General features: G+C 71.6%; 12 protein-coding genes. 8 read left to right on the top strand and 4 right to left on the bottom strand.

Going from position 1 to position 12418, the window contains the following annotated elements:
- Together AB0B40_RS34280 and AB0B40_RS34285 are read right to left on the bottom strand one after the other, a co-directional pair.
- The coding region (locus AB0B40_RS34280; protein WP_362267420.1) for a sigma-70 family RNA polymerase sigma factor at positions 1-1033 on the bottom strand (1033 nt) is incomplete at its 3' end.
- Between the two features lie 173 nt (positions 1034-1206).
- Entirely contained in the window at positions 1207-1641 is a 435-nt protein-coding gene (locus AB0B40_RS34285) for a helix-turn-helix domain-containing protein (RefSeq protein WP_345047993.1), read from the bottom strand.
- 76 nt (positions 1642-1717) lie between these two features.
- Here AB0B40_RS34285 and AB0B40_RS34290 point away from each other — a divergent pair, with 76 nt between their 5' ends.
- From AB0B40_RS34290 to AB0B40_RS34300, 3 genes are all read left to right on the top strand, one after another.
- The gene (locus AB0B40_RS34290) at positions 1718-2584 is read left to right on the top strand and encodes an alpha/beta fold hydrolase (RefSeq protein ID WP_362267423.1); all 867 of its coding nucleotides are present in this window, start codon (positions 1718-1720) and stop codon (positions 2582-2584) included.
- 232 nt (positions 2585-2816) lie between these two features.
- Positions 2817-3890, top strand: a complete 1074-nt coding sequence (locus AB0B40_RS34295) for an NAD(+)/NADH kinase (RefSeq protein ID WP_345047991.1) — start codon at positions 2817-2819, stop codon at positions 3888-3890.
- 368 nt (positions 3891-4258) lie between these two features.
- Entirely contained in the window at positions 4259-4759 is a 501-nt protein-coding gene (locus AB0B40_RS34300; protein WP_345047990.1) for a peptidylprolyl isomerase, read from the top strand.
- A gap of 92 nt (positions 4760-4851) precedes the next feature.
- On the opposite strand, the gene AB0B40_RS34305 is transcribed toward AB0B40_RS34300, so the two are convergent.
- On the bottom strand, positions 4852-5631 hold the full coding sequence (locus AB0B40_RS34305; RefSeq protein ID WP_345047988.1) for an alpha/beta fold hydrolase: 780 nt from the start codon (positions 5629-5631) through the stop codon (positions 4852-4854).
- 202 nt (positions 5632-5833) lie between these two features.
- On the opposite strand from AB0B40_RS34305, the gene AB0B40_RS34310 reads away from it, so the two are divergent.
- The 4 genes from AB0B40_RS34310 (at position 5834) to AB0B40_RS34325 (ending at position 9313) form a co-directional block, all read left to right on the top strand.
- Positions 5834-6472 carry a PAS domain-containing protein gene (locus AB0B40_RS34310; RefSeq protein WP_362267427.1) on the top strand — a complete coding sequence of 213 codons (639 nt, stop codon included), beginning with the start codon at positions 5834-5836 and terminating at the stop codon, positions 6470-6472.
- A gap of 14 nt (positions 6473-6486) precedes the next feature.
- Positions 6487-7698 (top strand): DSD1 family PLP-dependent enzyme, encoded by a 1212-nt coding sequence (locus tag AB0B40_RS34315; protein WP_345048027.1) that lies wholly within the window; start codon positions 6487-6489, stop codon positions 7696-7698.
- An 82-nt stretch (positions 7699-7780) separates the two neighbouring features.
- Positions 7781-8749: a threo-3-hydroxy-L-aspartate ammonia-lyase gene (locus AB0B40_RS34320; RefSeq protein WP_362267430.1), complete on the top strand. Its 969-nt coding sequence runs from the start codon at positions 7781-7783 to the stop codon at positions 8747-8749.
- 159 nt (positions 8750-8908) lie between these two features.
- Positions 8909-9313, top strand: coding sequence for a type II toxin-antitoxin system PemK/MazF family toxin (locus tag AB0B40_RS34325; RefSeq protein ID WP_345047984.1), 405 nt, complete (start codon positions 8909-8911; stop codon positions 9311-9313).
- A gap of 83 nt (positions 9314-9396) precedes the next feature.
- Here AB0B40_RS34325 and AB0B40_RS34330 read toward each other — a convergent pair whose 3' ends face one another.
- On the bottom strand, positions 9397-11013 hold the full coding sequence (locus AB0B40_RS34330) for a bifunctional 3-(3-hydroxy-phenyl)propionate/3-hydroxycinnamic acid hydroxylase (RefSeq protein ID WP_345047983.1): 1617 nt from the start codon (positions 11011-11013) through the stop codon (positions 9397-9399).
- A 192-nt stretch (positions 11014-11205) separates the two neighbouring features.
- Here AB0B40_RS34330 and AB0B40_RS34335 point away from each other — a divergent pair, with 192 nt between their 5' ends.
- Complete coding sequence (locus AB0B40_RS34335) at positions 11206-11961, top strand: alpha/beta fold hydrolase (RefSeq protein WP_345047981.1); 756 nt, start codon at positions 11206-11208, stop codon at positions 11959-11961.
- Positions 11962-12418 lie beyond the last annotated feature (457 nt).

Raw genomic sequence — 12418 nt, forward strand, 5'->3', positions numbered from 1 at the left:
CCCGGGCGGTCGTACGGCGGCGAGAGGCACGCAGCCCGGCCTGCCCCGTCTTCGCACCCGGGCCGTCGCCGCCCGCGCCCCGGCCGTCCCCGCTCGCGTCCGGTCCGGTGGTGCCCGCCGCCGGGCCGTCCCCGCCCGCCTCCGGTCCGGCGGCGCCCGTGGCCGGGGCCGGGTGGAGGGTTCCGGGGCCCGGGAGGAGCGGGGCGGCCGAGCCGGCCGTGGTCATGCCGCCCATGCCGGCCACTGCGGACCCGGTGGCCGCGACCAGTGCCGAGGACACCCCTACCAGCGCCAGCCCGGCCAGCAGACCCTCCGCCGGCAGCAGACCGCTCCACAGACCGCCGCAGCGCACGCAGTCGCGGGCGTGCCGGGCTATCCGCTTGCGCCAGAGGGCGGAGGGCAGGCCGTCCCACGAGACCAGCAACCCGCGCAGTGCGTCGCAGGCGGGCCGCGTGTCCAGCGCCCGTACCACCACCCGGGCCGCCTCCAGCCGCGCCTTCATCCGCTGCACCCGTACCGCGGTGTGCTGCGGTGACACCCCCAGGGCCGTGGCGACCTCGGCCCGGGTCAGCTCACCGGCGCACTCCAGCCACCACAGCGACAGCACCTCCCGGTCGTCCGGTTCCAGCCAGCGGGTGGCGCGCGCGGTCTCCTGGCGCTGGCCGGACAGCTGCAGCCGGACGATGGTCAGATCCACGAAGTCGGCGCCCGGATCGGCGACATCGGCGGCCTCGTCGACGGCGTCCGGGGCGAGCTGCCGGTCCTGCCAGTGAGCCCGCACCCGGTTCATCGCGATGGCCACGAGCCAGGAACGGAAGCTCTCCGGGGCACGCAGGTCGCCGAGCGAGCCGAGCGCCCGGAGCATGGTCTCCTGGACCACGTCGTCGACGTCGACCGAACCGTTCAGGGCCCGCCCCACGATGTTGTACACCAGCGGGAGGTAGGCGCTGACCAGGGCGTCCTGGGCCGCCGGGTCTCCCGCTCGGGCGGCGTTCACCAGTGCCGCCGGCTCCACCGTGTGCTGTGTCCTCATCAGAGCTTCCCTGTCGTCGACGCCGAACGATGCTGTCCGTTACCTGTGTCTGGGAGACCGCTCGGTGCGGCGCCGATAACAGTTCCTCGGAAAATCGTTCGAGAGGGAAGCTCTCAGGAGCGGCGCGACCGCCACAAGGAGAGAGATCACACCGGGGCGGTCACGGGCACCGCTCACTTGTCCCGCGGCCACCGGTCCGGCTCGTCGGCCAGCTCGTTCGCCCGGTCGACCTCGGCCATGTGCTCCTCGGCCCAATTGCGGACGGAAGCGAGAACCGTCTCGAGCGACAGGCCGAGTTCGGTCAGCCGGTAGTGCACGCCGGGCGGCACGGAGGGCTCCACCCTGCGTGCGACGAGGCCGTCCCGCGCCAGGTTCCGCAGGGTCACCGACAGCATCTTCTGCGAGACGCCCGGCATGCGGCGCAGCAGCTCGGCGAAGCGCACCTCCCCCGGGGCCGCCTCCGCCAGCACCTTCACCACCATCGACGTCCATTTGGTACCGATCCGGTCCAGCAATCGCCGCGTCGGGCAGGCGGGATCGAACAGGTCGCCGCGCACGGCGGGCGCGTCCTTGGCCTGGGAGGTCACCTGAGGCTCACCAACTGACATGAAAGTGCGGTCTGTTGACTCCGACCATAATTACCTACCGTTCCCTTGTCACCATTGGTTACCCGAGGGATCGCTCATGACTGTCACCTCCGTCCCCGGTGTGCGGCTGCGCCGCGTCGCCGTCAACGGCATCGGGCTCAATGTCGCCACGGCCGGTGCGGGGCCGGCCGTGCTGCTGCTGCACGGCTTCCCGCACACCTGGTGGCTGTGGACCGAAGTCATCGGCCCGCTGGCCCGCCGGCACCGGGTGATCGCGCCCGACCTGCGCGGGTTCGGCGACAGCGACCGGCCGGCGGGCGGGTACGACGCCGGGACGCTCGCCGCCGACGCGGCGGCCCTGCTGGAGGCGCTCGACGCCGGTCCGGCCGCCGTGATCGGCATCGACCTCGGGGCACCGCCGGCGTTCCTGCTGGCGATGCGGCGGCCAGCGCTGGTACGGCGGCTGGTGCTGATGGAGTCGCTGCTGGGCGACCTCCCGGGAGCCGAGGAGTTCCTGTCGGCGGGCGCGCCGTGGTGGTTCGGCTTCCATGCCGAGCCCGGCCTCGCGGAGGCCGTGCTCACGGGGCACGAGGAGGCGTACATCGGCTGGTTCCTGGACCGCGGCACACTCGGCCGGGGTGTGCGGCCGGACGTCCGCGCGGAGTTCGTCCGCGCCTACACCGGTGGCGAGGCACTGCGCGCCGCGTTCGGGCCGTACCGGGCCCTGACCGCCGGCGCCCGGCAGATCAGGGAGGCCGTGGCCGGCGGCCGCCTCACCGTGCCCGCCCTCACCATCGGGGCCCACCCGGTGGGGCGGTCCCTGGAACAGCAAGTACGCCCCCACGCCGACCGGTTGACGGGCCGAGTCATCCCGGACTGCGGCCACATCATCCCGCTGGACCGCCCGCAGGCGCTGCTGTCCCTGCTGGATCCGTTCCTCGCGGGGGACGACGGCCTGGGGTGACCCGCCGGGACCGCGAACGGAACGCCTCCCGAACGCCCTGCTGGCAGGAGCCGTCGGCCTCGCCCCGCGCCCCGCCCCCACCCGCACCCGCACCCGCACCCGCATGACGGTCGGCTTCAGGGCACTCGGCGTCGTGACGGGCAGCCCCGGCGGCGTGGCGTGCGCGGGGCCGGTGCCGTCCGCGGCGAGGATGGCGCTCGGCAGGAGCAGACTGGGAGGAGGGTGTACGCGTATGACCGTGAACCGTGTCGGCCTGGTCGTGCACGGCGGGCGCGCCGAGGCGGTGGCCGCCGCGCGGACCGTGCGCGCGTGGTGTGCCGAGCACGGGGTGCGCTGCGCGGACATCGACGTGTGGCAGGAGGGCGCGCGGCACAGCGCCCGCGAGGAGGTCGACAGCGCGGGCGACCCGGACCTCATCGTCACCCTGGGCGGCGACGGCACGTTCCTGCGCGGCGCCCGGCTGGCGGCAGAGAACGACGCCCTGGTGCTCGGCGTCGACCTCGGCCGGGTCGGCTTCCTCACGGAGGTCCCCGCCCCCGCGGTGCGCGAGGCGCTGGACGCCGTACGGGAGGAGCGGATCAACATCGAGAGCCGGATGCTCCTCACCCTGCGGGCGTCGTGCCGGCTGGAGGTGCCCACGCAGATGGAGGCGCTGCTGCGGTACGGCCGCGGGCCGATGCTGCCGCCGCCCCGGGTGCGTTCGGACTGCACGGCGGGCAGTGACTGGGGAGTCGCGCTGGACGTCACCGCGCTGAACGACGTGGTCGTGGAGAAGCTGTCCCGGGACCGGCAGGTGTCGGTCGCGGTGTACCTGGCGGGCCGGCTGCTGGCCTGCTACTCGGCCGACGCCCTGCTGGTGGCCACGCCCACGGGGTCCACGGCGTACAGCTTCGCCGCGGGCGGCCCGGTGGTCTCGCCCCGCGCGGAGGGCCTGGTGTTCACGCCGGTCGCGCCGCACATGGTCTTCAACCGCTCGGTGGTGGCCGCGCCGGACGAGCCCGTCGCGCTGCGGGTGCTCCAGGGGTCGGGCCAGGCCGCGGTCAGCATCGACGGTCAGTTGCGCGGCGTGCTGAGCCCCGGCGACTGGATCGGGGTGTACGCGGCCCCACGCCGGCTGAAGGCGGTCAGGCTCGGTCCTACGGACTTCTACGGGCGGCTGCGGGAGCGTATGCACCTCACCGACGCACCGGCCGCGCTCGCCGACGGGGACGCCGCTCCGCTGTGGCCGGTGACCACACCGCCGCCGGCCGACCTCGCGCACCTGGCGCTCCCGCCGGTGCCGGGCGACGCGTCCCGGACGTGCTGACGGCTCAGCCGACTGAGCCGACGAGTTCCGACGAGTTCCGACGAGCGGCGCACGGTCGGCCGCCCGGGGGCGGGTCGGCGGGCTTGTCGGTATCGAAGGGGAACAGGCCGAACAAGCGGACCGAGGCGGCGCTCCGGCCGTCCCGGAATGCCGTCGATAAGCGTCGGCGAGCCGGTTCCGTGAGTCGGTCATGACCCGGATGGCCGTTCGAACACCAGGGCGCCGCGGCCTCGGGTGTGCCCCCTGTGGTCGTATATTCCATGGTGCGCTCGAGCCGTCGGATCGCCGTGGTCCTCGGCCGCACCGGAGAACGGCCGCGAGGGCCGTACCGTAGCGTGGGCACGTCCCACCAGAACAAGGAGATCTGGATGTCGACAGTCGAGCTGAACACCAACTTCGGTCGGATCGTGCTGGAACTCAACGACGCCGAGGCGCCGAAGACCGTCGAGAACTTCCTGTCGTACGTGCGCAGCGGCCACTACGACGGCACGATTTTCCACCGGGTAATTAACGGCTTTATGATCCAGGGCGGCGGTTTCACCCCGGACATGGACCAGAAGCCCACCCAGGCCCCCATCCAGAATGAGGCCGACAACGGGCTGAAGAACAACAACTACACCGTGGCGATGGCACGGACGGGCGACCCGCACTCCGCCACCGCGCAGTTCTTCATCAATGTTTCGGACAACGCCTTCCTGAACTTCTCGGGGAAGAACCCGAACGGCTGGGGCTACGCCGTGTTCGGCCGTGTGACCGAGGGCCAGGATGTCGTGGACTCCATCAAGAGCATCAAGACGGGCAGCCGCCACGGCCACCAGGACGTCCCCACCGAGTCCGTCGTCATCGAGTCCGCCCGGGTTCTCGGCTGACGCACACCGCCGGGGCGGCACCGGTCCACCGGTGCCGCCGCGTCACACCGCCGGGCCCGTCGGCACCCCCGAACCGAGCGCGCGCGGCAGGCTCAGGCCGCCGCTCCGCCGCCGGGACCGAGCCGTCGTAGCGTGGCCTGGATGCGGTCCAGCACCGCTTGTTGCTGCTCCGTCAGGTAGAAGTGGCCCCCGGGGTACTCGTGGAGCTCGGACGGACCGTCCGTCTCCTGGAACCAGGTCCGGGCCTCGTCGGGGGTCACCCGGGGGTCGGCGTCGCCCGTCATGACGACGAAGGGGCTGCGCAGCCGGGGCCCGGGGGTTCGCCGGTAGGTCTCCACCGCGCGGTAGTCGGCCCGCAGTGCGGGCAGGATCAGCTGCAGCAGGTCCTCGTCCTGGAGCAGGGCGGAGTCGGTGCCGTCGAGCTTGGTGACCTCCTCGATCAGGCGTGCGTCGTCGCCCTGGTGGACGGTCTCGATCCGCTCGATGGACGGGCCCCGCCGGCCGGAGAGGAAGACCACCGCGGGGGGCCGTCCGGCGGCCTCCAGGAGCCGGGCCAGTTCGAAGCCGACCACGGCACCCATGCTGTGCCCGAACAGGGCCAGGGGCGTCTCGTCCCGTTCGTCCAGCGCGCTGAACACCCCCTGCGCGAGTTCCTGCACGGAGGCCGCCGGGGTTTCCGCGATACGGTCCTGACGGCCGGGATACTGCACCACGCGCACGTCCACCGCCGGCGACAGCGCCTGGGAGAAGGCGAAGAAGAAGCCCGCGGAGCCGCCGGCGTGCGGCAGGCAGAGCAGCCGCGGCATGCCCGGCTTCGCCTCGTGGAAACTGCGCAGCCACAACGAGTGCCCTGCGCCGGACCGGTCGACCATGTGTCCCCCTCGAAGGAACGTACCGTCTGCGAAACGTGCTCGCACTGACGGTAGTTGATGGAGGGAGCCGCCGGCCGACGAGCGGTCGGCCCCGCGGACAGTCCGTTGCTGGACAGCGCCCCTCAGGCGACTTAGACTTCAATTCCAGATCTGGACAGCCCGTCCATGGGGCGGCTGCCGGAACGGCTACGGGAAGGGCGTCATGGACCACGGCGTGGACGGTGCGGACGAGCACCTCGTCCGGGAGGCCGAGAAGATCGCTGTCGCGCTGGGCCGCATGTTCCCCGGCCTGTGCGAGGTGGTGCTGCACGACCTGCGGAACCCGGACCACGCGATCCGCGCGATCGAGAACAACCTGTCGGGTCGTCAGGTCGGTGACTCCGCGACGGAGTTGGGGCTGGCGCGCATCGCCGACCCGGAGTATCCGAGCGTCATCCAGAACTACCCCAACCGGTTCCCCGACGGCCGCCCGGCGAAGAGCACGTCCATCGGCATCAAGAACGCCGCCGGGGAGTACGTCGCGGCACTGTGCCTGAACCTCGACGTGTCCGTCCTGTCTCCGGTGACGCTCACCCTGTCCAACCTCGTGGCGACGGACACCGAACACCGCGACCAGCCCCTGGAGACCCTGCGGGACCGCGCCGCGCGCGAGCTGCGCGAAACGGTCGAGACCCGGGCCGCCCAGCGCGCCGCAACCCCCCGCTCGCTGAGCCGCGAGGACAAGAGGGCACTCGTACGACAGCTGCAACGGGACGGCTACTTCGACTCGCGCGACGCCGCGCAGACCATCGCGGACCTGCTCGGCGTGTCCCGGGCGACGGTCTACAACTACGCGAAGTGAAGGGTCACCTGCTCATGGGCACCGCCCCCACCTCTGCCGCCTCCTCTCCCGCCCCCTCGTCCCCCGCCGCCTCCTCCCCCACTGCCCGCACCCTGGCCGACCTCGACACTCCCTTCGCCGTCGTCGACGTGCACCGGACACGGCGCAACATCGAGCGGCTGCGGGCGCGGGCGGAGCGCCTCGGGGTCGCCCTGCGCCCCCATGTGAAGACGGCCAAGAGCCCGGACGCCGCCGCCCTCCTGCACGACTGCGCTCCCGGTCCCGTCACCGTCTCCACCCTGGCCGAGGCCGAGGCGTTCGCCGACGCGGGTCACCGCGACATCACCTACGCCGTCGGCATCGAACCGCGCAAACTCCCGCGGGTGATCGCCCTGTTGCGCCGCGGTGTCACCCTGCGCGTCCTGCTGGACAGCACCGAGCAGGCGATGTTCGTCGCATCGGCCGCACGTGCGGCCGGCGTCACCGTTCCCGCCCAGATCGAGATCGACTGCGACGGACACCGTGGCGGCCTCAGACCCGACGCCCCCGGGCTCACCGGGATCGGCCGCGCCCTCGACGACGCCGGTTGCCTGGACGGCGTGCTGACCCACGCCGGTGAGTCCTACTTCTGCCACACCACCGAGGAACAGCGCGCGGCGGCGCGCAACGAGCGCGACGCCGCGGTCGCCGCGGCCGAGCGGCTCCGCGCGGCCGGCCTGACCGTGGCCACGGTCAGCGTGGGCTCCACGCCCACCGCCCACGCCGCCGACGACCTCACCGGAGTCACCGAACTCCGCGCGGGCAACTACGTCTTCTTCGACCTGGTGATGGCCGGCCTCGGTGTCTGCGACCTGGACGACCTCGCCCTGTCGGTCGTGGTCACGGTGATCGGCCACCGTCCCGAGTACGGGTGGATCGTCACCGACGGCGGCTGGATGGCCATGTCCCGCGACCGCGGCACCGCCGCGCAGGCGCAGGACCAGGGCTATGGCCTGGTCGCCGACCTCTCCGGTGCCCTGATCCCGAACCTGGTCATGACCGCCGCCAGCCAGGAACACGGCACCCTCACCGCCCGGAACGGCGCCGACCTGCCCGAACTGCCCATCGGCACCCGGCTGCGGGTGCTGCCCAACCACGCCTGCGCCACCGCCGCCCAGCACCACGGCTACCACATCATCGACGGCGCCCGCGGCCCGGCAGCCGTGCCCCGCGTCCAGGCTTACTGGCCGCGGGTCAGCGGCTGGTGACCGTCTGCCCGCCAGACCCGCCAGACCCGCCAGGCCCGCCACCACCGGCACCCGACCCATCACCCGAAGGACAGGACAGCCCATGGCCGCCGAACCGCCCGTTTCCTTCGCCGACGTCCGCGAGGCCGCCGCCCGCCTCGAAGGCATCGTCCACCGCACTCCCGTCCTCACCTCCCGCACCCTGAACCTGCGCGTCGGGGCCGAGGTGTTCATCAAGGCCGAGAACTTCCAGCGGATGGGGGCCTTCAAGTTCCGCGGCGCCTACAACGCCGCCGCCCAACTCCCCCCGGATCAGCTGGCCAAGGGGATCGCCGCCTACTCCTCCGGCAACCACGCCCAGGCCACCGCGCTGGCCGCCCGCGAACTGGGCACCACTGCCGTCATCCTCATGCCGCAGGACGCTCCCCGCTCCAAGATGGAGGCGACGGCCGGTTACGGGGCGGAGATCGTCACCTACGACCGCTACACCCAGGACCGCACCGCACTCGGCCACGCCCTGGCCGCGGACCGCGGCCTGGCCCTGATCCCGCCCTACGACCATCCGCACGTCATCGCCGGCCAGGGCACCGCCGCCCTGGAACTCCTCGAGGAGACGGGGCCGTTGGACGCGCTGCTGGTGCCCGTGGGCGGCGGCGGCCTCATCGCCGGAAGCGCCACCGCGGCCACGGCACTGCACCCCGGCATCCGCGTCATCGGCGTCGAGCCCGAGGCGGGTGACGACACCAAGCGATCCCTGGAAGGCGGCGCACGCGTCACCATCCCGGTCCCACGCACCATCGCCGACGGGCAGGCCCTGGACACCCCCGGTGAGATCACCTTCCCTGTCAACCAGCGCCTGGTCGACTCCATCGCCCTCGTCAGCGACGCCGAGATCGTGACCGCCATGCGGTTCGCCTTCGAACGCCTGAAGACCGTCCTGGAACCCAGCGGCGCCACGCCGCTGGCCGCGCTCCTGGCCGGACGCGTCGGGAACCTCCCGCGCCGGATCGGCATCATCGCGTCCGGCGGCAACATCGACGTCGACCGCTTCACCGCGCTCGTCACCGGCTGAGGTCAGGGTGGAATCAGAAAGACAGTTGGGTACTGTGTGACCTGGGGCCACCGCGTGATCGTTTGTCTTCACACACCGATGATCAACGGTGGCCGCACCCGTCTCCACAGTGCGTCAGGGCCGCGCAGGTTCGCCTGCCGTCCCGTGTCAGGAGGACATGTGCAACGTGGCGAGGTCTGGTGGGTGGAGGGCGACGAGCGGCGACTGTTCGTACTGCTGTCGGGAGACGACGCGTCCGGGATCCGGGCGATGCAGGTCGTCGCGCCGGCGGGCGTCGACATGAGCGGTTTGGGCGTCGAAGTGCGAGTTGGCGCCATGGAAGGGCTGCCCTTCGAGGGCGTGCTGCGGTTCGCCTTCAGGCGTCCGGGCTTCATCCCTTGCACGTGGCTGACCACTGTGTCACGGGATGGCCTCATCGAGCGGGCGGCCGTCCTGTCCTCGGCGAAGCTCAGCGAGATCGACGATGCCCTCCGACTCGCTGAACAACCACAGGAGCAGACCCCGGCGACGGCCGCGAAGCTCAGCGAGATGAGGGACGCGCTCCGTCGCGGTGAACTCGGGTAGAAGAAGGAGCCGACGGCGTGGGCGATCTCGGCCAGATGGCCGGCGCTGTCCGGCTGTTGCCTCGGCGCCCCTCACCATCGAGATCACGAACTACGGCTGGGGCATAGGCGGGCCCGCAGGTCGTCCACCAGCGCCGCCGCTGCTCCAAGGCCTGAGGCCGCCCCATACACGTGGTAGTCCGGACGGATCAATACCGCGTCGGCCCCGTGGCGGGCCAGGAAAGTGCGGTAGACGCCGCCCACGTCGGCCACCGACATGTCCTTCGGCGTCCCGTCCTCGGGGAGCAGCGTCACCACGTGCGTACCCAGTTCCGTGAGGAATGCCGACTGTTCCGCGTCGAGGTCGGCGTCCGCGCCCTCCGCCAGCATCAGAACGAAGCCGCGGCCGACCACATCATCGAAAAGGCCCGTGCCTCCGAGGCCGTGTATCTGGCCCTGGGGGACGACCTCGCCCGCCGGGGACATGGGCGACCCGTCCACTCTCCGGTGAAGGAGCCCCTCCGTGAGGGGCAACGCCGGGTCCGGGACCGCCGGACCGCGGCCGCGGCGGCCCGCCAGGATCGTGGAATCGCGCTCGGCCGCAGCCACGGGGTCCGTCACGCAGATCACCCGGCCCAGCTGGACCGAGGACAGAATCGACTTGTGTACCTGCGCGCGGCGTTCCTCTGTGTAGGTGTCGAGAAGCGACTCCGGGGCGAGGCCGCCCACTACCAGGTCCAGCTTCCACACCAGGTTGACGACGTCGCGGATGCCTGAGCACATGCCCTGCCCGGCGAACGGCGGCATCAGATGGGCCGCGTCCCCGGCCAGCAGTACCCGACCGACCCGCCACTGCTCGGCCCAGCGGGACTGGAAGATGTACGTGGTGCTGCGCAGCAGCGTCGCCGTGTCGGGGGTCACCCCGTACGGAGCGAGAAGCCGCCAGGCAGTCTCCTCCCGGTTCAGGTCCGCGGCACGCTCGCCGGGCAGCCGCATGAACTCCCAGCGCCGATGCCCCGGACCGCTGCCGACCAGGGTGGTGGGCCTGGCAGGGTCACAGATCTGGACGTTGGTGGGGACGAACTGGCCCGGCTCGTGCAGCTGCACATCGCACAGCAGCCACTCGTAGGAGAAGCCGAGATCGGTGACCGGCACATCCAGATGGTCCCGGACGAAGCTGTTGGCACCGTCACAGCCCACCACCCACCTCGCGGTGCACGTATGGGCTGCGCCGTCCTCGTCCTCGGCCGTCACCACGACCCGGTCGTCCTGCTCCTCGATTCCCACCACCTGGCGGCCCTGCAGCACAGTCACTCCGGGCAGCCCGGCTGCCCGCGAGGCCAGCACTTCCTCGAGGGCGGGCTGGTGCATGGTACTGGCGTCAGGCCACCCGTACGGGCCTTCTGTGCGAAAGGCGATGTCGAGGAGGACCTCACCGTCGGCGGAATGCCACTGGTAACCGGTGGCGGGCTCGGCGATCCGGCCGAGGCTCGGGCCCGTCCCGCAGCCGGCGAGCAGCCGTGCCGTCTCGCCGTCGAAGCTGGTCGCCCTGGGCAGGGTGTAGGGGCGTCGGCGCCGTTCCAGGACGATGGTCTTTCGGCCGCGCTGTGCCAGCAGGATCCCGAGAGTGGCCCCGACCGGGCCATTGCCGACGACGATCACGTCCACATCCGTCTCGGGGCTCGCGCTGGCGGGCTGCTTGTGCGGTGACGTCTCGGGCACGGGAAACCCCTCGTCGCAGGGTGGCTGGCGCAGGCACAACTGCCCGAATCGGAACGGCGCAAGACTAACAATCCGTACCGGCGCTCGGGCCGCTCGAGGGCTTGGGACTATCAGATCTGGGGATACGCGGTCCCACCCGCACGAACCTAGGCTTCCGGTATTCCCTCACCAACCACGAGGAGCTCGTCCGGCATGCATCAAGCAACGGCGCAGTTCGAGAAATGGGTGAGTGTCTCGCACCCCGCGCCGCAGAGCAATGTGCGGCTTGCGTGCCTTCCGTACGCGGGCGGCTCTGCAAGCTTCTTCTTCCCGGTGTCCAAGGCTCTGCACCCGACCGTGGAGGTGTTGGCCCTCCAGTACCCAGGTCGGCAGACCCGGCTCCACGAACCGAGGATCGACAACGTCCCCGAGTTCGCGGACCAGATCTTCGCCGCGCTGCGGCACCTGGACGACAAGCCACTGGCCCTGTTCGGCCACAGCATGGGCGCTGTCCTCGCGTACGAGGTGGCGCTGCGCATGCAGGACGCCGGGCTGCCCGCGCCGGTACGGCTGTTCGCGTCCGGTCGGCGGGCGCCGTCCCGCTATCGCGACGAGCGGGTGCATGCGGCGACCGACGCTGAATTCGTGGCCGAGCTCAGGAAGCTCAGCGGAACCAACGAGATGCTGCTCGGCGACCCGGAGGTGCTGGCGATGATCCTGCCGGCCATCCGCAGCGACTACACCGCCATTGAACGGTACCGGCACGAGCCCGGCCGACGCCTCGACTGCCCGGTGACCGTGCTCACCGGAGACAGCGACCCCCGGGTCTCCCTTGATGAGGCCGAGGCATGGGCCGAGCACACCACCGGGGCGTGTGAAACGGAGGTCTTCCGGGGCGGCCACTTCTTCCTCGTGGACCGCATAGCCGAGGTCATCGGCCTGGTGGCCCGGCGGCTGGGGCCGTTCTGAAAGACCTCCGCGACGTCGCGGCACCTGACACGCTTCGCCGCTGCCTCAAGTGCGTGCGAGGAATCCCCGACTCACCGAACGCACCGCTCCGAGACCTCGGCGGCGCACGGCGAAAGCACGCACCGGACACCGCGCCGCTCCTTCTCGCCCGGAGGTCACAGGAGAGGCCCCCAGGCCTGCAGACCAATCCGACCCTTGATCAGGCTCAACCGGTGGGAGGCGCCGGCCCTCGGCGCCGGCATGGACTCGCGGAGTGTCGTCCAGGTGATCGTGGTCACGACAGGGCCTTCGTCTCGGCGTCCTGAACACCGAGACGTACACGATCGTCGTTCTGGTTGCCATCGTGACGCCCCTGATGGCGCCGCCCATCCTGCGGTACGCGACGGCCCACGTCGCGGAGACCGCCGGGACCATGCTCGGAACGGACACCCTGACAGCCGCCCCCGATGGGGCCCCG

The organism is Streptomyces sp. NPDC042638, from assembly GCF_040647235.1.
GTDB lineage: Bacteria > Actinomycetota > Actinomycetes > Streptomycetales > Streptomycetaceae > Streptomyces > Streptomyces rameus.

Excerpts from the sequence above, each read along its gene's own strand:
- AB0B40_RS34285 (WP_345047993.1), bottom strand. The coding sequence starts at position 1,641 with ATGTCAGTTGGTGAGCCTCAGGTGACCTCCCAGGCCAAGGACGCGCCC.
- AB0B40_RS34290 (WP_362267423.1), top strand. The coding sequence starts at position 1,718 with ATGACTGTCACCTCCGTCCCCGGTGTGCGGCTGCGCCGCGTCGCCGTC.
- AB0B40_RS34295 (WP_345047991.1), top strand. The coding sequence starts at position 2,817 with ATGACCGTGAACCGTGTCGGCCTGGTCGTGCACGGCGGGCGCGCCGAG.
- AB0B40_RS34300 (WP_345047990.1), top strand. The coding sequence starts at position 4,259 with ATGTCGACAGTCGAGCTGAACACCAACTTCGGTCGGATCGTGCTGGAA.
- AB0B40_RS34305 (WP_345047988.1), bottom strand. The coding sequence starts at position 5,631 with ATGGTCGACCGGTCCGGCGCAGGGCACTCGTTGTGGCTGCGCAGTTTC.
- AB0B40_RS34310 (WP_362267427.1), top strand. The coding sequence starts at position 5,834 with ATGGACCACGGCGTGGACGGTGCGGACGAGCACCTCGTCCGGGAGGCC.
- AB0B40_RS34315 (WP_345048027.1), top strand. The coding sequence starts at position 6,487 with ATGGGCACCGCCCCCACCTCTGCCGCCTCCTCTCCCGCCCCCTCGTCC.
- AB0B40_RS34320 (WP_362267430.1), top strand. The coding sequence starts at position 7,781 with ATGGCCGCCGAACCGCCCGTTTCCTTCGCCGACGTCCGCGAGGCCGCC.
- AB0B40_RS34335 (WP_345047981.1), top strand. The coding sequence starts at position 11,206 with ATGCATCAAGCAACGGCGCAGTTCGAGAAATGGGTGAGTGTCTCGCAC.